22 protein-coding genes and 1 CRISPR repeat array are annotated in these 22,717 nt (G+C 40.7%); of the genes, 10 read left to right on the forward strand and 12 right to left on the reverse strand.

The features are described 5' to 3' along the window. Positions 1-107: 107 nt before the first annotated feature. The gene (locus tag KA531_00185; GenBank protein MBP6005317.1) at positions 108-1,229 is read right to left on the reverse strand and encodes a hypothetical protein; all 1,122 of its coding nucleotides are present in this window, start codon (positions 1,227-1,229) and stop codon (positions 108-110) included. Positions 1,230-1,396: 167 nt separating this feature from the next. Between KA531_00185 and KA531_00190 the strand changes: the two genes are divergently transcribed. Next, entirely contained in the window at positions 1,397-1,690 is a 294-nt protein-coding gene (locus tag KA531_00190) for a hypothetical protein (protein MBP6005318.1), read from the forward strand. A 6-nt stretch (positions 1,691-1,696) separates the two neighbouring features. Next, positions 1,697-2,341, forward strand: coding sequence for a queuosine precursor transporter (locus KA531_00195; GenBank protein ID MBP6005319.1), 645 nt, complete (start codon positions 1,697-1,699; stop codon positions 2,339-2,341). A 5-nt stretch (positions 2,342-2,346) separates the two neighbouring features. On the opposite strand, the gene tgt is transcribed toward KA531_00195, so the two are convergent. After that, entirely contained in the window at positions 2,347-3,558 is a 1,212-nt protein-coding gene (gene tgt / locus KA531_00200; protein ID MBP6005320.1) for a tRNA guanosine(34) transglycosylase Tgt, read from the reverse strand. 199 nt (positions 3,559-3,757) lie between these two features. After that, positions 3,758-4,645: a fructose bisphosphate aldolase gene (locus tag KA531_00205; GenBank protein ID MBP6005321.1), complete on the reverse strand. Its 888-nt coding sequence runs from the start codon at positions 4,643-4,645 to the stop codon at positions 3,758-3,760. A gap of 31 nt (positions 4,646-4,676) precedes the next feature. Here KA531_00205 and KA531_00210 point away from each other — a divergent pair, with 31 nt between their 5' ends. From KA531_00210 to KA531_00220, 3 genes are all read left to right on the forward strand, one after another. Beyond that, positions 4,677-5,231 (forward strand): hypothetical protein, encoded by a 555-nt coding sequence (locus tag KA531_00210; GenBank protein ID MBP6005322.1) that lies wholly within the window; start codon positions 4,677-4,679, stop codon positions 5,229-5,231. 1 nt (position 5,232) lies between these two features. Continuing rightward, a complete protein-coding gene (locus tag KA531_00215; protein ID MBP6005323.1) occupies positions 5,233-5,733 on the forward strand; it encodes a TrmH family RNA methyltransferase in 501 nt (166 codons plus the stop codon). 319 nt (positions 5,734-6,052) lie between these two features. Beyond that, positions 6,053-7,555, forward strand: coding sequence for a YifB family Mg chelatase-like AAA ATPase (locus KA531_00220; GenBank protein ID MBP6005324.1), 1,503 nt, complete (start codon positions 6,053-6,055; stop codon positions 7,553-7,555). A 23-nt stretch (positions 7,556-7,578) separates the two neighbouring features. On the opposite strand, the gene KA531_00225 is transcribed toward KA531_00220, so the two are convergent. Both KA531_00225 and cas12d read right to left on the reverse strand, forming a co-directional pair. Then, on the reverse strand, positions 7,579-7,761 hold the full coding sequence (locus tag KA531_00225) for a hypothetical protein (protein MBP6005325.1): 183 nt from the start codon (positions 7,759-7,761) through the stop codon (positions 7,579-7,581). A gap of 252 nt (positions 7,762-8,013) precedes the next feature. Then, the gene (gene cas12d, locus KA531_00230) at positions 8,014-11,496 is read right to left on the reverse strand and encodes a type V CRISPR-associated protein Cas12d (GenBank protein MBP6005326.1); all 3,483 of its coding nucleotides are present in this window, start codon (positions 11,494-11,496) and stop codon (positions 8,014-8,016) included. A gap of 118 nt (positions 11,497-11,614) precedes the next feature. Then, positions 11,615-12,160: a CRISPR direct-repeat array (repeat unit 24 nt; unit sequence CCTTTTTCCCCATATTTTTCGGGG). Between the two features lie 124 nt (positions 12,161-12,284). On the opposite strand from cas12d, the gene KA531_00235 reads away from it, so the two are divergent. Next, positions 12,285-13,343, forward strand: coding sequence for a CRISPR-associated endonuclease Cas1 (locus KA531_00235; protein ID MBP6005327.1), 1,059 nt, complete (start codon positions 12,285-12,287; stop codon positions 13,341-13,343). A 263-nt stretch (positions 13,344-13,606) separates the two neighbouring features. On the opposite strand, the gene KA531_00240 is transcribed toward KA531_00235, so the two are convergent. After that, the gene (locus KA531_00240) at positions 13,607-13,936 is read right to left on the reverse strand and encodes a hypothetical protein (GenBank protein MBP6005328.1); all 330 of its coding nucleotides are present in this window, start codon (positions 13,934-13,936) and stop codon (positions 13,607-13,609) included. A 43-nt stretch (positions 13,937-13,979) separates the two neighbouring features. Here KA531_00240 and KA531_00245 point away from each other — a divergent pair, with 43 nt between their 5' ends. From KA531_00245 to KA531_00255, 3 genes are read left to right on the forward strand one after another with little or no spacing between them, the layout of a single operon-like run. Then, on the forward strand, positions 13,980-14,453 hold the full coding sequence (locus KA531_00245) for a DUF4446 family protein (protein ID MBP6005329.1): 474 nt from the start codon (positions 13,980-13,982) through the stop codon (positions 14,451-14,453). A 4-nt stretch (positions 14,454-14,457) separates the two neighbouring features. After that, on the forward strand, positions 14,458-14,835 hold the full coding sequence (locus KA531_00250; protein ID MBP6005330.1) for a polymer-forming cytoskeletal protein: 378 nt from the start codon (positions 14,458-14,460) through the stop codon (positions 14,833-14,835). 1 nt (position 14,836) lies between these two features. Beyond that, positions 14,837-15,655, forward strand: a complete 819-nt coding sequence (locus tag KA531_00255; GenBank protein ID MBP6005331.1) for a hypothetical protein — start codon at positions 14,837-14,839, stop codon at positions 15,653-15,655. Between the two features lie 257 nt (positions 15,656-15,912). Here KA531_00255 and KA531_00260 read toward each other — a convergent pair whose 3' ends face one another. Both KA531_00260 and KA531_00265 read right to left on the reverse strand, forming a co-directional pair. Beyond that, positions 15,913-17,502, reverse strand: a complete 1,590-nt coding sequence (locus tag KA531_00260; GenBank protein MBP6005332.1) for an ABC transporter ATP-binding protein — start codon at positions 17,500-17,502, stop codon at positions 15,913-15,915. 21 nt (positions 17,503-17,523) lie between these two features. Further along, a complete protein-coding gene (locus tag KA531_00265) occupies positions 17,524-19,269 on the reverse strand; it encodes a proline--tRNA ligase (GenBank protein MBP6005333.1) in 1,746 nt (581 codons plus the stop codon). 231 nt (positions 19,270-19,500) lie between these two features. Here KA531_00265 and infC point away from each other — a divergent pair, with 231 nt between their 5' ends. Beyond that, on the forward strand, positions 19,501-20,040 hold the full coding sequence (gene infC / locus KA531_00270) for a translation initiation factor IF-3 (protein ID MBP6005334.1): 540 nt from the start codon (positions 19,501-19,503) through the stop codon (positions 20,038-20,040). On the opposite strand, the gene KA531_00275 is transcribed toward infC, so the two are convergent. From KA531_00275 to KA531_00290, 4 genes are all read right to left on the reverse strand, one after another. Further along, positions 20,037-20,747, reverse strand: coding sequence for a hypothetical protein (locus KA531_00275; protein MBP6005335.1), 711 nt, complete (start codon positions 20,745-20,747; stop codon positions 20,037-20,039). The genes infC and KA531_00275 overlap by 4 nt on opposite strands. Beyond that, positions 20,731-21,999, reverse strand: a complete 1,269-nt coding sequence (locus tag KA531_00280) for a hypothetical protein (GenBank protein ID MBP6005336.1) — start codon at positions 21,997-21,999, stop codon at positions 20,731-20,733. The genes KA531_00275 and KA531_00280 overlap by 17 nt, the downstream gene beginning before the upstream one ends. Positions 22,000-22,126: 127 nt before the next feature. Beyond that, positions 22,127-22,327 (reverse strand): hypothetical protein, encoded by a 201-nt coding sequence (locus tag KA531_00285; protein ID MBP6005337.1) that lies wholly within the window; start codon positions 22,325-22,327, stop codon positions 22,127-22,129. Further along, the coding region (locus KA531_00290; GenBank protein MBP6005338.1) for a hypothetical protein at positions 22,320-22,717 on the reverse strand (398 nt) is incomplete at its 5' end. The genes KA531_00290 and KA531_00285, both read right to left, overlap by 8 nt.

Consider the following 22,717-nt stretch of genomic DNA (forward strand, 5'->3'; position numbering starts at 1 on the left):
ATTTATTGACTATAAATTTGACACGCTGATAATACTAACAAATTATCCTGTTAGAAATCAATAGAATAATTTATCAAAGTATAGCCGCCCAAACCGGACTGGTGTCTTTATGAATCCACTTCAGGACGTTTTCTTCTATGCTCGCTGATTGATACAAGTAGCCTATTTACAATAACACTAGTATATCCCATAATATTATCATAACCTATCTGAATCTTGATATATCCTTGACCTGTTTCTATACCCAATATCACACTGCTAGTATCCGTTAATACTACATCGTCTAGAATATTTCGTTTTCTGGTACCTTCAGGCATGTCTTTTGCAAATTGAGAGACACCCTTTAACTTACCAACTTTCATTAGATCTCTCAAATAATTTTCAATACCTTCTCTGGAAATCTCAATACTGTCCTGGTTAAAAAATAGAGTCAAATCAGCAATGCTACCTGTATCAACATCTACTCTGATAGAGGTTACTGGTGGAATTACTAGCTTGGCAACCCTACGATCCAGAAGTCTTAATTCCTCAGTTGCCCCAGAGCCAGATACTATCATATTGCCTTTAATTGCTTCCGGATCATTACTATTTGTCCTAGCATGAGTTGTATTAATAGTTGCAAAATTTGGCGTGATATTTACTTCTTCCAGATAATCCAATAGCCCCGCCAAAATTGGCAGTGTAGCATTTGTAGTACATGAACTTACTGCAATAACCCTCTTTTGAAAGATATTGGCAATATTTTCAGGCGTATCATTGTAACCACAAACAATAGTTAGACCCCGTCTATTTGGATCAGAACCAAATGGACCAGTCAAGATGGCTACCCTTCCATCGTGATCTAGAAAATCTCCATATCCTTGCTGAGCTGAATCTGGATATTTAAATTCCCCTGTTGCATCTAAGATTGTATTTACGTCTGCTGGCCAGAGAGTATCGGGTCCCCTAGAAACAAGCTTGTTTACAGGTCGACCTCCAAACAGTAAGTTGCCTTCATTATCCAGCTTTAAACCTAGGCCTAGATCTGGATATTTTGGATGTCTATCCCAACCTTCTTCTGATGTAGCAGAACCACTTGGCCAGAGATTGGATTCTCGAGTACTAAGAGCAGCTAATGTACCGGGATGACCTGAGTTATCTTGGCAAAATACTGCAATAGCAGCCCTACCAATATCACCCCTTGAACCTCTAATTCCTACCTTATTACCCCCTGAACTCTCTTTACTCATCAATCCTCCCCTCTTTTATTACCACCTTAGTTGTACCAAACTATCCGAATCCCCGCAACCAAAAATCCCATTTCGAGGTTAGACCTCGCAAATTTATATCTGTTGAGAGGTACTAATTCGAGGTTAGACCTTGCAAAAATTCTTATGTCTTTGTAATGTAGGTATTGATGAATAATCAAGAAAATAGCTTTTGGTTTAAAAGGAAAAGATATGGTTATGGCTGGGTACCAGCCACCAAGCAAGGCTGGATCATTATAATCAGCTATATTAGCATTGTGATACTTGGCGGAATATCTATCGAAGATCAATCCGACAACCAACTTACTGCTGAGGTTCTCACCTACTTATTGCTAGTTTTTCTTGCTACAATTCTTGTAATAGCTATCTCTTACAAGAAAGGACCCAGACCAAAATGGCGTTGGGGCAAAGCAAGTACAGATAACAGTAGCCAAGACTGGTAACCCACTATGAATAACACTAGCCAGCCAAAATTTGCTATCTATGATTTGATCCTTGTTAGCTTTGCTGTCTTATTTCTAATCTCTAATCTATCTGCTACCAAGCTAGTATCATTTGGTCCAATTATTACCGATGGAGGAGCAATCCTATTCCCTCTTACCTATATTTTGGGGGATGTCTTGACTGAAGTTTATGGGTATAAATATGCAAAAAAAGCAATTTGGGTAGGTTTCGGAGTAATGCTACTAGGCGTAGCGGCCTTTACAATAGTCAGATACTTGCCAGCAGCTCCTGAATATACTGATCAAGAAGCATTTGAGACTATCTTGGGCTTTTTCCCTAGGATTGTCCTAGCTAGCCTTTTAGCCTTCCTTGCAGGATCTTTGCTCAATTCAATCAGTCTAATAAAAATTAGATCGGCCACACATGGCAAGGCTCTCTGGGCAAGACTGATTGGCTCTACTATGGTCGGTGAATTCTTCGATACTCTAATCTTTGGCGTGGTTGCTTTCGCTGGAATTCTCAGTAATTACGACCTATTCAAGTTCATCCTGATTGGCTGGGTCTTCAAAACAGGCACAGAAATCGTACTACTGCCGATAACATACAGAGTAATCGATTGGGTAAAAAAGATTGAAAAATTAGAAAACTAATAGAGTTACCTTCTAGAACTCCCTCCATAATATTGCTCCAACCACTCTCGACGATAAGATTCAAAATCTCCTTGCTCAATTGACTCCCTAATTGCATCAACCAATCCAATGATAAAAGTCTCATTATGGATCGAGAGCAAAGTAGCGGCTAACCTCTCTTTGGCTTTGAGTAGGTGATGAAGATAAGCTCGAGTATAATTTTGACAAGTATAGCATTTACATCCAGAATCTAAACTCGAAAAATCCTCCCGATATCTCGCCCTGGCTAGATTGACCCTACCCGTGGGAAGATAAACTGCCCCATTACGAGCAACCCTAGTCGGAGATACGCAATCAAAAGTATCTACTCCCTGAGCAATCGCTTCAAATATATCATCAGGTTCACTAATACCAAGTAAATGTTTGGGCTTATCAGCTGGCAACTCCTCATTGACCCAACTAATGATCTCACCTAGCTGGGACTTCTCGATTGCTCCACCTATGCCATATCCGTCAAATTCCATTGCCCCCAAGAATTTTGCAGTCTCGACTCTTAGATTTTGATAATTAGCACCCTGCAAAACTGCAAAAAGTGCCTGGTAATCCCTAGACTGATCCAGCTTTTGCAAATACCTAAAGTGATCTAGGCAACGAATCGCCCATTGGTGAGTTCTATCTAGAGCTTTGACTTGATACTGATAAGAATCAGCTAGTGAGGTCAGCTCATCAAATGCAAAGCAAATATCAGCTCCGATCGCCCACTGAATTTCCATCGACCTTTCGGGTGTAAATCGATGCAAGCTACCATCAATGACTGACCGAAAATCTACCCCCTCATCATCCACTCTTGCCCTTCTAGTACTCTTGGGCGCATTACTAGCACTAGTCTGATCCATTGATATCACCTTCTTATATCCACTACCCAAAGAAAGCACCTGGAAGCCTCCGGAATCAGTAAAAGTTGGCCTGCTCCAATTCATAAATTTGCCTAGTCCACCAGCCTTGATCAAAACATCTTCACCTGGCTGAAGATAGAGATGGTAAGCATTAGCTAGTAAGGCTTGAGCCCCAGCGGCCTCGATCTGTTCTGGAGCTAGAGCCTTGATCGTTGCCTTGGTAGCTACAGGGATGAAGGCGGGAGTCTTGATCTGACCATGGGGGGTAGAGATTATGCCAGTACGAGCAAATCTGGGGTCACCCAATGAGCTCATTATTTGAAATCCAAACTTTTTTTGCATTTAATTATCCTAACATACTGACTAGCAAAACCGCTCTACTTTGCTCCCCAAAAATCCCATTTCGAGGTTAGACCTCGCAAATTTATATCTGTTGAGAGGTACTAATTCGAGGTTAGACCTCGTGGCAACTCGTGGCAAAATTCATCGGAGTATGACGGAGAAGGCTTAGCCAATTTTGGACAATGGTACTCCGATCAAGCTAGGTGATCGATGCTTGATAAATGCCCTGAATAGTATCAGCCAACTTTTGATTGAATTGCTGATCAGATTGATCTACTGACAAACCTTCAGCTAGGGCTCGGCTAAAGCTAGCGATTAGACCTTGATTTCTAGCAAGTCGCTGATTGGCAATCCCCCGATCATATCCTCCAGATAGTGCTACCACTCGTACAACATTTGGAAGACCCATCAGATCTTGATAGATATTGTCTTGTTCGGGTATAGTGAGCTTGAGCATTACCAGCTGGTCGGGTGTGAGGTTAGCTAATTCTTCCTGCAGTAAGCCATGCAAAAGCGATTCTATCTCTCCTTTGCCATCTGCATTGATATCCACCTCTGGCTCGACAATCGGTACTAGGCCAGTAGCACTGATTGCTCGTGCCAATTCAAACTGTTGCTCGACTACTTTTTTAATGCCAATGCGATTGTTCTGCTTGATCACTGAGCGCATCTTGGTGCCAAAGATATTCTTAACTTTTGCTTCAGCCAAGATTTCCTCTAGATTGGTAATTGGTTTCATCAACTGAACACCATCCTTAGTATCAGCAAGCCCTAGATCAATTTTGAGAAATGGAACAATTTGCTTCTTATTCCACAAATAATCAGCAGTATCAAGACCCTCGATCTGACTTCTCATTGTCTGCTGGAAAAGAATTGCTCCCAAGATATATTCACTAGAAAAAGCTGGGCTAGTGATGATCCTAGTACGCATCTGGTGGACGAGGTCATACATCTCTACTGCATTATTGTAACTATCCTCCGTGACACCATATGACAAGAGAGCCTTTGGGGTAGAGCCACCGCTCTGGTCTAATGCAGCTATAAAGCCTTGATTATTTTTGATTTGGTTGAGTTGTGTTTTGTTCATGGTTCTAATTATATCATGCTACAATAACCAGATGGAAAACATTACTCCTGATGAAAGTAAAATATTGCTCAATGAAGCACTTAAACAGTTTAATAAAGATCTATGGGAAAATCCAAATTCGAGACAACTTCTAGCCATCATTAGCGATCTCAATACCCTCAATCTAGATCAAGATACTCCACATCCCGACTTCGAACCAATGATTGACTTATCAAACTACCCGATAACAACGATATATATCCAATTTGGGACTACTATACTACATCAAGATGGTACTATTTATCAGTCCATAGATGAATTCCCTATTGCCAACTTTGATGATCAACCTCAACAAGAAAATATAGAAGAAGCAACAATAATAGCAAAAAAACCAAATTGGCATCCTGTATTCTTACCTGAAACTATCCAAATAAATCCAACTAAAGAGCTGGCGGAAATAGCAGCCGAGCACAAACTAGACCCTAATGCTCTACTTGAACCTATAATCAACGCGATTCATCAATATTATTGGCAATCCTTTCTGTATTCTGTATTTAATACTGATGATGGAATTCTTGACCCCTTGACAGAAAAAACTAATCACTAAGATGGGTATCATAATAATCCTCGACAATATCCGTAGTTGTCACAATGTCGGAGCAATCTTGCGGACTGCTGATGGCGCTGGAGTCAGTCAGATAGTCTGTACGGGATTTACTCCCTACCCAGAAATAGTCGGTGACACTCGTGATCCCAGAATAATTGCTAAGAATTCCTATCAGATATCCAAGACTGCCCTTGGCGCAGAAAAGACAATAAATATAAGGTATGATATAGATATAATTACTACAATAAACCGCTTAAGGTCAGAGGGTAATACCATCCTGTCATTAGAAGAGACCGCAGGCTCTATCGACCTTTATGCTAACCTCTCCGAACTAAAGTCTTATCCAAAAATTGCCCTAGTGGTGGGCAATGAAGTGACAGGTGTTCAACAATCTGTACTCAATAAATCCGATCAGATCATCTGCCTACCTCAGATGGGAGCCAAAAACTCCCTCAATGTTTCAGTGGCTACTGGAATTGCCCTATATAGCTTGCGGTTCTGACATTGCCACAAGAGTTGCACGGAATTATTCTTTGCTAAATTTTGATCAAAAGTCATCAGAGTCTTCAGCCAAAACTGCCCTAGTCTCAGATATGAGATCTTCCTTGATAGTTTGTCCGAGATCACGCAAATGAACATGGATATCTACCAATCCTGGTAAACCCAATTTATCCTGACTCATCACCCTAATCATGCACTACTTTAGTAGGCTTTCTTACTCGACGCTATCAAACCGCCCATGCTTGCTATCAATAGATTTTAGCGCTAATCTATATACAATAAATTATTATTTTTACTAAATATTATTAACGCTCAAACCAATGCTTACCCTGACATATAGCACTGCCCATATGGGTTTGAATAGTAGAATTATTGACATAGAAACCCATGTCTCGAGTAGGGGTCTGCCCAATATCATTGTAGTTGGACTCGGAGATAAGGCAATCGAAGAAGCCAGAGAAAGGATCAGCGCTGCAATTCGCAATTCTGGACTCCAGATTCCTCAGAGCCGTATCACGATCAACCTAGCTCCAGCTGATCTACCCAAGACTGGTTCAAGCTTTGATTTAGCACTAGCTATTGGGATCTTGTCCTGTAGTCAACAAATTACTCCACCCAACAATAAATCTCTATTCATAGGTGAATTATCCCTGAATGGCAATCTCAGACCGACCAATTCAGTAGTAGCTAGTACTCATCTAGCTATGGAGCAAAAGTTTGATGCCATATATCTACCTGCCCAAAATGCTGAGCAAGCCTCCATCATTAACCAGATCAAAATCTATCCGATCACAAGTCTAATCCAGCTCGCTAATCATCTTAATGGTACAGTGCCAATCAAGCCAATCAGACCCAAGCCACTGAGACTGACAAGAGTAGTTCCAAATCCTGACTTTGCCGAAATCTATGGCCAAAAGGCGGGCAAAAGAGCAATGATAGTCGCAATTGCTGGAGGTCACAACATTTTGCTTAATGGCACACCAGGTGCTGGCAAGACAATGCTGGCCAAAGCAGCTAGAGGCATCCTGCCACCAATGAATAAATCTGAAATGATGGAAGTCAACAAGATTCATTCTCTGACTCGTGAGCTAAATGACCTAATTAGTGAGAGACCTTTTCGCTCCCCCCACCACACCGCTAGCAATATCTCGCTAATCGGCGGGGGCAAGATACCAAAGCCTGGTGAAGTCAGTCTCGCCCACAATGGTATCCTTTTCTTAGATGAGTTACCAGAATTCCCCAAAACTGCTCTCGAGGTACTTCGTCAGCCACTGGAAGATGGGTATGTAAGCATCGCTAGAGCTCAAGCAAGCCTGAGCTTTCCGGCTGACTTTATCCTGATCGCTACCCAAAACCCTTGTCCTTGTGGCTACTATGGAGATAACCTCAAGGAGTGTATTTGTAACCTTCATCAAATCCAGAGATATCAAAAGAAGATCTCTGGCCCACTATTGGACAGGATTGATTTATTAGTCAATATTGAGAGAGTACCCCTAGACCAAATGCAAAATCAAACCAATCTAGAGACCTCCGAAAAACTCAGATCCCAAGTAATCACAGCCCGCAAGCTCCAATCAGATCGCTACAAAGATTGTTCAATCAACCAAAATAGCCAGCTAACCAACAAGCTGATTAAGCAATTCTGTTCTCTAGATAAAACCTGCCTTGAACTAACCTATCAGGCACAATCGAGACTCAAGCTCACAGGAAGAAGCTATCAGAGGGTTCTTCGGGTAGCCCGAACAATCGCTGATTTGGATGGTGCTGAAGATATCTCCAGTGATCACCTCCTTGAAGCCCTGAGCTATCGACCAGCTTCTTAGCGAGGCCTGTGCTGATGAGATCTTCAGCTCCAGACTGCACATTCTGGGCTATAGTTATTGTCTTTTCTCATCTCATCATCTTGACTAACGTTATTATGATATAAACTTGTGAGGCCAAAACGGATGATTTTTATTCCGTATTGACAAAATGTAACAGCCGCTATGATGTCTAACAGTCCCAAACTAATAGCGGAAGGATTTGTCATCCTCCGATTGTCCGTAGGCTCCTCTTCTCGTCATCCCCCGAAACCCTCCCCTGTCTCGTCATCCTCCGATTGTCCATAGGACAATACGGGGATCCACCTCTACTGAGATTTGGATAATTAATCGATACGGGATACTGGATCTCCGATCTTGCCCATCTAGCAACCCGAAGATGACGAGGTGGAGGGCTGGATTTTGGAAGGTGACGGAGTGGAGTCAGACCCTAAACTCCACAACCCCATTGAATCTATCACTTAGCGTAATCCTGGATCAAAACCCACTGATGGATAAGTAAGCTGGCTACGGATTAGCTCATAAAATGTATCCTGATCCCATTGCTTTTTATCGGATTGTTTCTTGGTGTCTAGATACTCTGATTTTAGTTTTAAATAACCTCGCAATGCTATATTGAGAGCAGCTTGCAAATCTGCATCTGCAATATGTAGACAATCCAAGTATGGACATACAAAGATAGCCGAGTTGGCATTTTGATTGACCCAATCCTTCGCATCAAGTTCGCTAAAAATCCTATGATAATCCTTATTCTTACCAATAGCGAATTGCATTGCTTGACTATGTATAGGTGGCCTCATAAAAGCATAGATTAGCTTAAGTTTATTGATCTCCTGACCGCTCACCTGACCAAAATTACCCCCCGTATATGCTAGCAGTTTATTGTTGTCACCAGTGTCAATAGTAGCTAATTCAGAAAAATCCTCTAGTATTTCAAGCTGATACTGCTCCTTATCTTTGATGTCATATTTGTACCAACGTTTACATTTACCACAAGTCTGACTAGTGCCAGAAGCAGATACCTCGATTCCTGGCCTTCTTGTCCGTCCCTTTGCAGCTTTACCCCAGTAATGCTCCAGCTTGGCATTGTCCGCACTATTTTGCCCAAAGACAGATCCGACTTTGAGTGATTTATAGACTTTGACAATTCGATTTCCACCAGTCTCAAAGGCATTAATATTAAACTCATAGCTAATTCGTGCCTGATACTTCAAGGCCAAAGCTTCTACTCTAGCTTGATAGCTACTGGCCAATGACTTGCGCAACTCTGCTATATGGGTAGATTGACTAGAAAAAGTTGCAAATCTTTGACGTTTTTTGAGCTGAGTTACCTGACCGGAGAGAGCCTGGTGTTGATTGTCACGAATAAATCCCTGATCTACAATGACAACATTACCTTCATCACCTACTTCAATAACCAACCATGCTAGACCTTTCTCCCCTACATCTACACCAACTATCCGATTGGGGATTTGTTGCTTCTCTAGCCCAAATGCACCCTTTTTGGATTCTTTGGCCAGGATATTGAAAGGAATACTTGCAAACACCCTCTCCGAACCCTGAATGTTTTCTATATGAAGTCTAGCCTGATCATCCCATCTAATCTTCTTGCGAGTTTCCGCAATGCTAAAGCCTCCCATAAATGATAATGGATTATGTTTATATTTTGGTTTCTTGATCAACCACCATAAGAATTGTTTCTGATATCTACTACCTCCTATACGGTACAGTGCAGAATTCTTTGCTGGCTTATAAGGCTTAGCAACGGGCAAACTACCTGATTTCGGTTTTGGAAATTGTTTGAGATCGTCAAAGCCACCCTTAAGCTCAGCACCCATCAATCCACCATGTTGCTCTATGTAATATTTTGTACTAGTCACTGGATCTTTTGGATCAAATACTAGCTTGATTTGTGCTCCATTGACTTCCTGAATAGCAGATCTCTCTATGTATTCTCTCTTTGAGACCAAACTCAACAACCCCTTGAGCTCAGCTAGCAACATTGTCTGCAAGAAGGTATTTAGGCTGTGATTATTGAGCCTATAGTCCCTAAGAGCTAGGTATATGTCTTGCAGTTTATTAATAGGCTCTACATTGTCTACCTCAAACTGATCAACCTTACTAATCAATATACTAGATAATATCTTGATCAATTCAATATAGTCTATTGTAGAATCTAGTTGTCTAATGACCGTTACTGGATTCCTAATCTCCTCTAGGGTCTCTTCTAATATCTCAATTATTGGGAACCTGCTAGCTGGGGTATCTTGATAGCTGATCAATTCCCTCTTTTGCCTAGCAAAAGGTGAATTGTAAAACACCTTATCTTCGATATTGAGGGTTTCCATATTAAGTCTCAGCTCAACAAGCGCCAATATCTTGAGAGATTTGTGTGATCTCAGCGATACTGCCCATTTCCTTAGCCTCTCCAAATCTTTTGCTTGCAAATAAGCATCTGATTGGTATTTGATAATAGGACTAATAGCACTAAGAAGCTTGGTGAATTGACTGATCAAACCTTGATAATTATCTTTATAATTTACGACTTTGATAAACTTCTCTCGCGCTGACTCTCCAAGCAAGTTTGGTATCCTAGGAAGTTGCTTGGTGAGATCTCTAAAATCAGTCTTGAAATCCAAACCCAACCCTGAGTTGGCCTGTAAATGGGCATTTAGGTCTCTCCTAATCCTAGGTAGTAACAATTGAGCACCTTCTGTCAATAATGGATCAAGGTACTGATCTGCGTGATAGGTATCTAGCAAAGACTGATAGATATTGATCAGATCATTAATACCTATCCCCAAATCAGGGTCTTGATCAACCAACTTATCTTGATACTTCGTCAGGTTATCTAGGTGTTTGCTGGCTACAGTGACTATCTCCTCTTCTTGCCTCAGCTTATTACTATAAAATGAACTCATCTTACTAGCGAAATCAACCCGATAGTCACCCCAACTATTAGCTAGCTTGGGCTGGCCAATATTTTTGGCCAACTCAGCTAGTCTTAGCAATCTAGCTCGCACTATTTCCCTTTCCCGATCTGTGTATTTGAGATACACACTCATGTCATCCAGGTACTGATTGATCACTTCAGCCCCTTGAGAAGCCAGATCATTAAAGACTTGATTGAGGAAATTACTGAAACCACTTGCACTATTGGCTAACCCGATCAACTCCTCGATATCTTTTGCATTTAGACGATCTGTCTTGTCTACCAAGTCCAAGTGTAACCTCCGAATAATCTGTTCAAACAGCTCAGTCTTACTATCCGCCTCCAGTTCTTCCCAGCTAGGCAAAATCAAAAATGAGATGGATTTTCTGGGACTAACGGGTAGTTGTGGGTCTTTGATGCCAAATAATTCTAGCTTGAATAAGGTCTTTTGATTATCCCCAGTAATCTTATTGATTTGCTTGGCAAACTGATGAGCTATCTCTAGCAATCTGTCTGAAGGTCTCTCTTGAGCAGAAATTGTAGCATAACGCTTGAGAAAAATCTCTACCAATTCTGTCTCAGATCTAGCATTTAATCTACTAGAGGTCAGTATATTTTGCTCCCAACCAGTATAGTTGAGCTCTTGTTTTAGTGCTGGATCTGGAATCTGATTAAATAAGCTTTCTAGATAAGAATCATTATCTAGAATTATTTCTCCAAGCTTACCCAGTCTAGCTGTCGAGTACATAAAAACTCCGCCCATCGCCAAAGTCTCCAGCCAAAACTCTAAGATTGAAGACCTCTGAGCTAAATCAATATAATCACTTAATTGCAACCTACCATAAAGTCCTCGGTAGTCACTAGCTATATTCTTAGTCAATGCTGGTATGTCATCGCCATAGAGTGGAAACTTGATTGTCCGAATTGCGGTACCATTTTCTGCCCAGGACAATCTAGAATCATGCAAGCGATACCCTGTCAATAATCTTTGTGATTTGTTGCGTTTTTTCATCTTAATTGATACTTAATCTATATGTTATATCTGTAAATCGCGAGATAGTTGGAAAGGCAAGGTAGCGAATCAAACGCTACGGAACCAACTTTAATTAAAACACTGGGGAGGTGACTAATCTTTTTCCCCATATTTTTCGGGGCTCTCCGCTGCCGCCTCGGCCTTTTTCCCCATATTTTTCGGGGTGCTTCAGTCCGCTAGGGGCCTTTTTCCCCATATTTTTCGGGGGGCTAAATTACTTGCAGTAGCCTTTTTCCCCATATTTTTCGGGGCAACAAAAGGATTGGCAGTGCCTTTTTCCCCATATTTTTCGGGGGACATTGCTGTCCCCTCCTGCCTTTTTCCCCATATTTTTCGGGGGCCATGGGGCAGGTTAGTGCCTTTTTCCCCATATTTTTCGGGGTAGACGCTTACTGGGCGAAGCCTTTTTCCCCATATTTTTCGGGGAGGTCAGTAATAACTTCTTGCCTTTTTCCCCATATTTTTCGGGGACAGCACGCACGCGTATGTGCCTTTTTCCCCATATTTTTCGGGGTTGTAAATGTAGCTCCTTGCCTTTTTCCCCATATTTTTCGGGGATGGTAAAATATAGTCAAGCCTTTTTCCCCATATTTTTCGGGGAGCCAGAAAACCTGGATCGCCTTTTTCCCCATATTTTTCGGGGAGATCCCGCGAATTTACAGATATAAATTTACAAAAAACTATTGTTTTTCTGTTTATATATTAGCAGTAAGTTGATAATTTTCAAGCCAAATTCACGACAATGCATTATAATGGGACAAAATAGTATGAAAATCAAATCCCCAACCAAACAAGCGCATCATAACAAATCTCCCAATAAATCTCGACGTGTACCCGTATGGATTCCTTACCCTTCAAGTATCAGCATAGACAGGCAAGCAAAATTGATTACCGAATACAACGGTGGTGATCTCGAAGCTAGCCTAGATGAGATATCTAGCATCATGATCTATGGTGAGACAAAAACTAAGATCGAGATATCTACATTAGAAAAGATTGCCCGTAAAGGAATACCCATCATTATCCATAGGCGCAACATGCATCAATCTATCATTATTACTGGCTCTGGCAGACCAGACCCTGATGACACCCTAACCAAGCAAATACTATTCCGCACAAACCAACACAAGAGAAACCATATTGCCCGATCTTTGCTCAATGCCAAATTTATTTCATCCAGATGTCTAGTATCAGAAACCATCAAACTTGATAAAGATCTAACTCTTGCAGAAATGAGACAGATTGAAGCCCAATTGGCTAGAGAATATTGGTCAAACTTCTTTGATCAATTATCACCTGATGCTAGTCTTGCTAGAAGGAATAACAACCCATACAGCAAAGCACTGGATGCCAGTAGCAAGTTTCTGACTGGAATAATACTACGCTGGGTAAGCTACCATCACCTCTCTCCTTTCCATGGTTTTCTACACGAACCAACTAGCTACCCTGCATTGATTTATGATTTAATTGAACCCTATCGACCTATATTTGAATATAAGATTCTCCAGAGTTGGCAAAATGTCATCAGTCCAGACCCCTTAAAACTTACAGGTATAGCTATTGATACCATAAAAGATAGTCTCAATGAACAAGTCTACGTACCTCTTACTCGGCAAATAGTCACTAGACAGGAGCTACTTCATGGAATAGTGCTATCACTCAAGCATTATTTGCTAGGTAATCAATCTCGTCTACTGATTCCTCTGGAGGGTAAACCCAACGGAGGAAGACCTCCCAAGGTAAATTTTAGACTCTATGGTAGGCAAGCTGGCAAGACTGACTTCTGGCAACAAGCCAGCAAGGTAGCAAAAAATTCTCCCACCTGACTAAATATTTGCTCAAGGCATCGACTCTGACCCCTATCAAGATATCACTTTCTTAAAGTAGCTGTTGCTTAGATTTGCGGGATAACCCTTTGCCCTGCTAGTCCTTTGTCTCGTCATCCTCCGATTGTCCATAGGACAATACGGGGGATCCACCCCTACTGATATTTGATAATAATTATTTTTGTTTTGGTTTTTTAATAACACAAAATTTCAGTCAAGTACTGAAGATGACAGGAAGGTATAAACCCCTCAATAAGCTCCCCCTACAAGGTAAAGAATTCGATTGCCTGGCCACCCAGATCAGTCTTCTCTAGAACGAAGTAGATAGCCAGATAAATCACCCCTACTATCATCACCATCATCAATGACCGTTTAATCTCACGCGTAACATAGTGCAATCTCTGATCAATGTAGACCTTATCATGCTCTGCCTTGGCTGATAGTTTAATCTTCCCTGATCCCTGAACAGGTTTGACTCCATCTGTAGACCTACCCTTGGCTATACTCGGCTGAATAGCTTGATCAGAATCCTTGGCAATAACCTTAGGTTTATTACTAAGCTTTTGCTTCTTCTTGATGTGAGATTTTGGCATAGCTACATCATAACACAAATCCATATGCTATGATTAATAGTACATGGAAAGAATTGTTCTAGGTATAGCACTTGTGAGCTTATTGCTATCAGTATTTGCAATCAAAAAATTACTTGATCTCAGAGCTATTTATAATAAGATCTTTACTCTTAATCAGTCAGGTGATCAGACGACAAGCCTCAAGGATCAGCTAGAGCAGTACAGTAGTGAAGTCAACCAGTGCCTAGACCAACTCGACCAATTGGCTAGCTATACTGCCAAACTCCACAAACAACTCCAGACTAGCTCTCAAAAGATAGGCCTAATTCGCTTCAACCCTTTCCAAGATACTGGTGGCGATCAAAGCTTTTGCTTGACTATTCTCGATGCCAAAGACACTGGATACTGTATATCTAGCATCCATACTAGATCAGGTACTAGGGTGTATTGCAAAGAAATCCAAAAAGGCAAGAGTCTCCATCATCTTTCAGAAGAAGAACAAGCTTCTATTGCCAAAGCAATCAGTGTAAAATATTAGCTGTATGTTATTTAGAAAAAAGCTCCAAAACCATAAAGTATCCCAGCAAACAGCTGTCTTATTTGAGACAGTCCTTGGTGACAATCTCGAAAGTGAGGGAAATCTATATAGTGATACTGATATAGTGATCAATTCCAAATTTCGAGGTCAGATCAAAACGACTGGCAAACTAACTGTGGAACAAAATGCAGAAGTAGACGGCGAGATCCAGGCTCAGGATTTGATCGTAGTTGGCAAACTCAGTGGCAAAGCGACAATCAATGGTCAATCTATCCTACTTAGTACAGCTATCACCAATGCTAATATCCGTACTGGCACATTAAGGGTCGAAACTGGTGCAATATTAATCGGCAAAATCTCTACTGCCGTGGTAGGTAAATAAAATGTATGCCTTCTTGCTCGATACTACCGCAAAACTTGGCAACAAGAAAGATCTGCTCAAAAAAATCCGCCAATCAGCCGCCAAACAATCTGTATTCGGAGCCAATTTTGCCTTGTCAGATGAAAATCGGGCAGGTCAAGAAATCTCCTCTTTTGTTAAGCAGGTCAAGAAAGATTATCAGACTATTATAGTAGTAGGTGATGACTGGACACTTGAGAGTGTGATCAACGAAGTCCATAGCCAGCAAGCAGATATTACCCTAGGATTTATACCCATCGATAAGAACTCCCATTATGCTGAGCTGCTCAATATCAAAGGCTGGAAGCAAGCAGTCCAAATACTACCTCAACGTAGGACAGTTGGTCTGAACCTTTGTTCAATCAATAATGAACTTTTTATTGACCAAGCAAAGCTCAGAATTATCAATACTTCTACTGACCTGCTTCCTCATCTAAAATTTCAATTTGACGACAAGCTAACTGTCAAAGCTAGCACCGTCTGGGGTATCCGAGTAATCAACAACAACCTTTGGCGAACCGAAACCTTAGACCAGTACCAAAGAAACCTTCTGGTTGAAGGCTATGGAGGTGACCAGTCTGGCAAAATAATGGGCACAAAATTACTAAAAAGACTCAACAAACCCCTGCAACCCCAGCTCAGTGACCAGCTAATCAATATCCATGCTGATAAATTAGAGATCACTATTCGCAATGGACACTTCCACTATCAAGGTCAAGAACTCAGCGTCAACAAATTGACTATTGGCGAGAGCTACCCAAGGCTCAACTTCATTGTGCCAAAAAAAACCCTGTCTAGATAAGATTAATTACAGTCTAGGCTATAGTTAATCTTGATCAAAAGGCTCCACAAAGTCATATTTATTTAAAATACACAAATCAAACCATAAAATCTTGCAAGCCTATCCCTACAAAGAGCCAAATAACCCCCTTCGTGCTTTTCAAGGAGTCCCCTTGAAAAGCACTATCCCAACAGATCAAAAAGCCCAAGGAGTCCCCTTGAAATGGCCAAAATTGACCTTGTTTTGAGACTATGAAATTCTCAAAATTTTCTATCAGTCTAAAAAGTTAATTTTGTCATCACCTGACTAGGGTAAATCAAAGCCAAATCTCCATCACCCAATTCCTCAATGTCAGACCATTCTCCAAGCTGGTTTTTTATATCCTCAACACCGCAATCACTGAGTGGTCCCCTGATTAACTCCTTGCCAACAATGATTGATGTTTTCTTGTCCCGATCTTCTATCTTATCAAATACTCCTTTGTCAAAAAATAAATTGACCTTGTATAGCTTATTGTCCCGACAATCAAGTGGGAAAATCACCTTATCTGAATCCCTACCAAAAAAATATTCTGCAGGGATGGCCGTGCTCATATCAGCATATCCATAGCTAAAATCACTACCAACAATATAATCGTATCGTCTCTCTAGGACATCAATTCCCTCCAATCTATTATTACTAACCCCAGCCAGCGACCGAATTAATCCGTAACTATTAACCAATATTACGACTGTAAATATTGCTATCAAGCTCTGCTTTGGCACTGCCTCCAAGGTAGCTATCAACATAATCAATCCCGGAAATAGCATGATCAAATATCTTGATGTTCCAGGCAAAAGAGGCTGTCCACTCGCAAAATATATAGCTACAGGAAAAACCAATGCCAATACTATCAATACCATCAGCTTCCTATTATGGCTATACAGTTTGTATCTGATATATAGCCATACCGTCATAGCAAATAAATATAATGTGAAGACATTATTGAGACGCCGTCTCCACCTGCCCATTTCCTCGGTACCTGAAAAAATATCAAGGATATTCCTAATGGTTTGCTTTATTGCAGGGCTAAGATTATTTAAGACATCCAAGCTTTGATTCAATGATCCAACCTTGAAAAAAACTATACCAAAAAATTTTCTTGCAAAAAGCTGAATAGCTAAACTCAACAAGAAGGCTATTAGTATCACGATCAAGACCTTGATCGCTGATTTTTTATTCCGTCTATCAAGGAAGAGGCTATCTAGTATTATATAGGCAGCTAGTATTGTACCCGATACATAGATCTGCATAGGATCTGAGAAAAATACCAGAGCTAAGTAGATTACAAAAGGAATCAAGGATACTAGAGACTTACCCTCATAACACCTAATCCCGAGATAGATAATACCAAGACCAGCAACAATCTCTAGGTTTCTTGAATTCGAAAATTGTATCCAAAACACCGATCCTGCTATAGTAGATATCCATAGAAACATCATATTAAAATACATCCCAGGATCAATACTAAACTTTTTTAAGATTCTATAGAGGATATAGTAGATGCCGATTATGGTTAAGATATTGATCAACAATGTAGACAAGATCAAAAATAACGTTGGATCTAGATTGAATATCTCCGCTGGCATATAAAATACAAAAATCTTGAATATATAGTTTGTAGGTGCAGTTAAGACACCCTCAGTATAGCCACTAAGCCAATGCCTAGCTAATAATTGTTGCCCTATCAAATCAAAGTTTATAGGCTGAGAAAGAAATCTAAAGATTGTCCAAATTGAAACTATTGTACAGCTTAAAAAAATTGTCACTATAGTAGACATATTTCGCCTTACAGTATGCCAAAAATTTGCTAACAATCTTGAATTCATAACCCAGGATTGTCCCATAGATCACTTCAAAGAAGTAGAAGCCTGATCAATATTTAACATCTCTACCTGATCTTGATTGCGATATTTGAGCTCAAGTTGATTATCGGCCAGAGTTTTAGCGCTAACTACCAAGCGAATTGGGTTACCGATCAGATCAGCATCGGCAAACTTCTCTCCTGCCCGAACATCCAATCGATCATCCCAAATCACCTCCAAGCCTTGACTAATCATCGACTGATATAATTCTTCTGTTCTAGTATAAACAGGGTCATCCTCACTCCTGGCTAACGAAATCAGATGATATTTGTATGGAGCTACAATTTCAGGCCAAATTATTCCCTTATCATCATGATATAGCTCAACAATTGTGGCAATTGTTCTTCCAACCCCTATCCCATAACACCCCATATAGTATGGCTTTCTGTCTCCATCCTGATCAGTATAATTAGCATTATCCATTAATGTCGAATAGTGATACCCCAACTGAAAAATATTACCAACCTCCACACCCTTCTTACCTTCAAGCTGTCCTCCGGAAACTGCAATATACCCCGACTGAGCTAGGGCGATATCTGCGACTTTATCAGCTAGAAAATCACGCTGATAATTGATACCCAGATAATCAAAGTTCTTTTTGTTTGACCCGCTGGCAGCATTAACCATCTTGGCCACAGTATCATCAATAATAACTATTAACTCTTCATCTTCTGATAAATTCTCCCTGATATCTACTGGAGAAATGAAGCCTGGATAACTACCTAGCCGCTCAATTACTTCTTGATCCGTCAATGGCTCAATATGGTTGGCATCGACCTGATGTGCTAGCTTCACTTCATTGACATCTAAATCTGCCCTAATACAAGCTAGTACGAGCTGATTCTTTCCTGTCTTGTAGGCAACATTCTTGATGTGATTAACTAAACTCAATTTATGGAATTCTACTCCGTCTGCCATTGTCTTACCCCGATTGGCCTCTACCATATTAAGCTTTTGAGGCTTGCTCTTCTGGGTAATTTTCTCTGGTTTTGAGCTACTATAATCATAGCTTTTATCAAAAACGGCTACATCCTGATGGGCTTGATAAGAACCAGTTTGGTCGACCAAATAATCACTTTCTCCAGCATCGGTATCAACGATATATTCATGACAATACTCACCCCCGATGTAGCCATTGTCGGACTCCACACGATGAGCATCAAGACCCAGCTTGGTGAATATTGCCTGATAGGCATCTGACATTGATTGATACTCATTAGCAAAATCAGCCTCAGAACTATGAAATGAATAGGCATCTTTCATAATAAATTCTCGAACTCGCAATAACCCTCCCCTAGCCCTCAGCTCATCTCTAAATTTCATTGAGAATTGGTAAAGATTTAGTGGCAAATCTCGATAGCTAATATTAAACTTCCTGATCAGGTCTACCACCATTTCTTCAGCGGTACCTCCCAAGACAAATCTTGCCCCCCTCCTATCTTCGACTTGCATCAGTTCAAAACCTGCCGCCTGATCTCGATTGGTCTCTTGCCATAGATCTAATGAATGCAGGACTGGGGTGATGATTTCTTGAGCCCCTCTCATATTCATTTCTGCCCTAATCACTTCAGTCAGTTTATGCTGAACCCTAATACCAAGTGGCAACAAATAGTACCTTCCAGCACTAGATTCCCTAATAAATCCTGCTTGGGTCAAAAGCCGATGTGAATCAACCTTATAATCCAGCCCAACCTCTTTACTTGGTTTGGCGAATAACTTTGAAAATCTCATAGTCTTATCATATAGGACTCTCAAAACAAGGTCAATTTTGACCATTTCAAGGGGACTCCTTGGGCTTTTTGATCTGTTGGGATAGTGCTTTTCAAGGGGACTCCTTGAAAAGCACGAAGGGGGTTATTTGGCTCTTTGTAGGGATAGGCTTGCAAGATTTTATGGTTTGATTTGTGTATTTTAAATAAATATGATAAGTTAGTAACGAATAAATGATTAAGAATTTCAAGTTTGAATAACAAAGCGTCACAACCTAGGCGCGACTATGTGCGGATCAATCATCAGATACGCGCTGAAGAAGTGCGTGTTTTGTCTGAAGATAAAGAAATGCTAGGCCTGATGACACTGTCAGATGCCCTTGCCAAGGCTCAAGCAGCTGAGCTAGACTTAGTCGAAATATCACCTGATGCCAAGCCTCCAGTAGTCAGGATAGTGGATTGGGGTAAGTATCGCTATGAAAAAGAAAAACAAGCCAAGCAAAATCAGAAAAATCAAAAGCAACAAGAGCTCAAACAAATTCGCCTAAGTCTAAAGATTAGCCCCCATGATTTGGAAATCAAAACTGATCAAGCGAAAAAATTTCTTACCAAGGGCCATAAGGTCAAACTAACTGTCAGGCTCAAGGGGCGCGAGATGCACCATAGCTACCTGGGTAAAGAAGTGCTAGAAAAATCCCTAGAGATCCTTGCTGACTATGCCAAAGCGGATAGCACTGTCCGCAAATCAGGTCGAGAATTCTCGATCACTGTCTCACCGATTAAGAAGAGTTAAAATAACTGAAGATTTGAGCCAGAAGCATCAGTCTTTTCCCGAAATCCAACGTAATCTCTCCAATATAGCCAAACAATCGCCTGAAGCTGATTGGGTACTAAATCCAATGCCTTAGCAGTATCAGTAACCATCTTCGAAGATTTTTCGTACTCATCTGGTGATAACCAATTCTTGTCATGCCTACTTATTGGTGTGCCGACCAGTAGTCCAAACATGTGACGATCAATAGTAACGTATTCTGGATTATCTGGCTCTGCTATATTCATAAAAAATGCACGCATTTTTGGGTTATTACGCTCTGGATTAAACAACACATCCTTAGGATCTTCACCATTATTAATACGCATAGCGTCGTTTCTCGTATATCCAAGTCCGCTATATTTACCGTTTAGCACAAGCTCCCTGGCATTAACCAAATTCCTTGTCCATGACTGCATGGGCGAGGTAGCAGCAACAATTCCAGCTATACTTTCAGGGCTCAACTTGACATCCTTATCCATAGAAAGCTCTTGGCACCATTGATGTGCCTTTTGATACCACTCAAGCCCTGAATTCTTGTGAGGTAATGTTGCAAGATTAAATGCGATTATAAGTCTTCCAATTCCCGTGTCTAAATCAGGGAAGGTTGGCATCCTCCTTTCTCTTTCTCCAGAGTTTAATTCAAATAATCTTTCTAGCTCTACCATTTCACTAAGAGTTACTACCATTAAAAGTCGATGCCATTGACTGTACAGCAGTCCCAAGATTATTAAAGAGGGTTTCTATTACTCTTGAATCAGCCACCACTGTACAAAAAACTTCTTTGTGAGCTGACAAAACATGTTGCAGATCACCATTTGCAACACGGGTCACCCCGTCTAATGCTTCCATAAAACGTTGCCTTGCTTGATCTGAATAAGTCTTAAAGAGATCTGCCTGGCTTTCTTCAAAAAGCCTTAAGGCGTCATTCTCTTCCTGAGCCTCAGACCAGCTAGCCTTGTAACCACGTGCACGTTGTTTAAAAAAGCCCACTAATGCCCTCTTTTCAGATCCAGTCTTATCCTGAATATGAGCAATCTCAGTTCCAAGAAAAAGAATCCACTGTTCTTTTAACTTTTCTTCTTCATCATCGGTTAAGCTATCTTTGCTCCTTCCTTTAAAAAAGGTTCTCATCTGATAGTCTCGATAGGGCTCTTCCAGCATAGCGAGTTCTACACCTATAGTATAACTCAACAACCCCCCTCGAAATATATCTCGATACGCCCCAGGTAACCTAGAGAATGCTATAGCGCTCTTAATTCTTTTGTAGCTAATTTTATCTCTGGACTCTCTCGCAAATTCTGCTGGAGAACTCCATAGATTATTTTCTAGACCATAGTAATATATTTCAACTATTGCTAGAAGTTCTCTTGCTTCTGAAACATTACTATGGATATTTTCTGCAATCTGTATCTCTAATATTTCTTGGGGAGAGGGTAAAAAATGCAAATCACAAGCCACATATGCAATATCTTCATCCTTAGCAACAATATTCCTGATTGCCTGAATCCTACTATGACCAGCCATAACCACTAGATAATACCGTCCATTATCCATTATAAAACTATCTCCAGGTGGATACTTGTTAATTAAAGCAGCTATCATCTGTTCTGGAACGGCTGGCATGTCCTCCAACCTGTGTTCTGATCCCCATAAAGAGTTGACAACTCTAATATATTGATCTAACCCATCTTCAGACATCAATGCAATTGTGGGTTTATGAATCAAACCCACCTCGTTAATCGACCTCTGTAATGCTGCCATTGACCGATTGGTATCTTCTCTAGTTTGTGACAAGCTGATTATTGAAGGCAAAGGTAGACTGTGATTCTTAGCAGATCCAAATTCTACCCTGTCCCTACAACCGTCACCCCCTAAATGATATCTGTCCTCGTCAAGCGTTAACTTACCTGAACTAATTCCACCTTTCAAGCTATCCAAATCACAACCCCCTCAATTATTTCTTTAAGAACATTGTACTTCAAAAAATATTTTATAGCAAAAACGATAAATTTCTATCCTTTCGAGAATTCTCGATCACTGTCTCACCGATTAAGAAATAACTTTGTTACCAAACATTTGGGTCACGCTTGAGCAGGGCTTTGCAAAAATCCAATAAGTTCCATACCTTGCCATCTCTTCCTTTCTCTACCCAGATTGATAGAATAGTTCTGGCAAGTCTCCTTTTTGTGGTGATATCTCTTTCTTGGTCAGTATTAGGCTTACTAGGTGGTTCGCTTAGAATACCTAGGTTGACTTGCTCACTCATGATAGCCCAAAGCTACCTGAGCAAACTCTAGTGATTGATCAACACAATTTTGGGTAGTTGTCACTACTATACCTGTTGTACTCGGTGTCTCAGAAGAATTCGCTCCTATAGTCAACTCATGCTCACCTGAAGCAGCATATTGAGCTAAGCCAGCAATTATTCTCTGCAAGAGTATCTGATCTATCGCTTGACCAAATGAGTCTTGCTTGATCTTTTGATCTGCTAGATCTTTATTATCAGGAAATTGTTCTCGTATACCCTCAAGAACACTAATATAAATCTGCCCTAATGATACATTTAGCTCAGTAGCCCCATCCTCTAGCTTGTTCAAATCCCACCCTTCTTCATTGACATACTCTCCACCAATACGAATCGTAAACCCTTCTAGGG

It is taken from the genome of Candidatus Saccharibacteria bacterium (genome assembly GCA_017983775.1).
In the GTDB taxonomy this organism is placed as follows: Bacteria; Patescibacteriota; Saccharimonadia; order JAGOAT01; family JAGOAT01; genus JAGOAT01.

Coding starts and splice junctions, on each gene's coding strand:
- KA531_00185 (MBP6005317.1), bottom strand. CDS start 1,229: ATGAGTAAAGAGAGTTCAGGGGGTAATAAGGTAGGAATTAGAGGTTCA.
- KA531_00190 (MBP6005318.1), top strand. CDS start 1,397: ATGAATAATCAAGAAAATAGCTTTTGGTTTAAAAGGAAAAGATATGGT.
- KA531_00195 (MBP6005319.1), top strand. CDS start 1,697: ATGAATAACACTAGCCAGCCAAAATTTGCTATCTATGATTTGATCCTT.
- tgt (MBP6005320.1), bottom strand. CDS start 3,558: ATGCAAAAAAAGTTTGGATTTCAAATAATGAGCTCATTGGGTGACCCC.
- KA531_00205 (MBP6005321.1), bottom strand. CDS start 4,645: ATGAACAAAACACAACTCAACCAAATCAAAAATAATCAAGGCTTTATA.
- KA531_00210 (MBP6005322.1), top strand. CDS start 4,677: ATGGAAAACATTACTCCTGATGAAAGTAAAATATTGCTCAATGAAGCA.
- KA531_00215 (MBP6005323.1), top strand. CDS start 5,233: ATGGGTATCATAATAATCCTCGACAATATCCGTAGTTGTCACAATGTC.
- KA531_00220 (MBP6005324.1), top strand. CDS start 6,053: ATGCTTACCCTGACATATAGCACTGCCCATATGGGTTTGAATAGTAGA.
- KA531_00225 (MBP6005325.1), bottom strand. CDS start 7,761: ATGACAAATCCTTCCGCTATTAGTTTGGGACTGTTAGACATCATAGCG.
- cas12d (MBP6005326.1), bottom strand. CDS start 11,496: ATGAAAAAACGCAACAAATCACAAAGATTATTGACAGGGTATCGCTTG.
- KA531_00235 (MBP6005327.1), top strand. CDS start 12,285: ATGAAAATCAAATCCCCAACCAAACAAGCGCATCATAACAAATCTCCC.
- KA531_00240 (MBP6005328.1), bottom strand. CDS start 13,936: ATGCCAAAATCTCACATCAAGAAGAAGCAAAAGCTTAGTAATAAACCT.
- KA531_00245 (MBP6005329.1), top strand. CDS start 13,980: ATGGAAAGAATTGTTCTAGGTATAGCACTTGTGAGCTTATTGCTATCA.
- KA531_00250 (MBP6005330.1), top strand. CDS start 14,458: ATGTTATTTAGAAAAAAGCTCCAAAACCATAAAGTATCCCAGCAAACA.
- KA531_00255 (MBP6005331.1), top strand. CDS start 14,837: ATGTATGCCTTCTTGCTCGATACTACCGCAAAACTTGGCAACAAGAAA.
- KA531_00260 (MBP6005332.1), bottom strand. CDS start 17,502: ATGAATTCAAGATTGTTAGCAAATTTTTGGCATACTGTAAGGCGAAAT.
- KA531_00265 (MBP6005333.1), bottom strand. CDS start 19,269: ATGAGATTTTCAAAGTTATTCGCCAAACCAAGTAAAGAGGTTGGGCTG.
- KA531_00275 (MBP6005335.1), bottom strand. CDS start 20,747: ATGGTAGTAACTCTTAGTGAAATGGTAGAGCTAGAAAGATTATTTGAA.
- KA531_00285 (MBP6005337.1), bottom strand. CDS start 22,327: ATGAGTGAGCAAGTCAACCTAGGTATTCTAAGCGAACCACCTAGTAAG.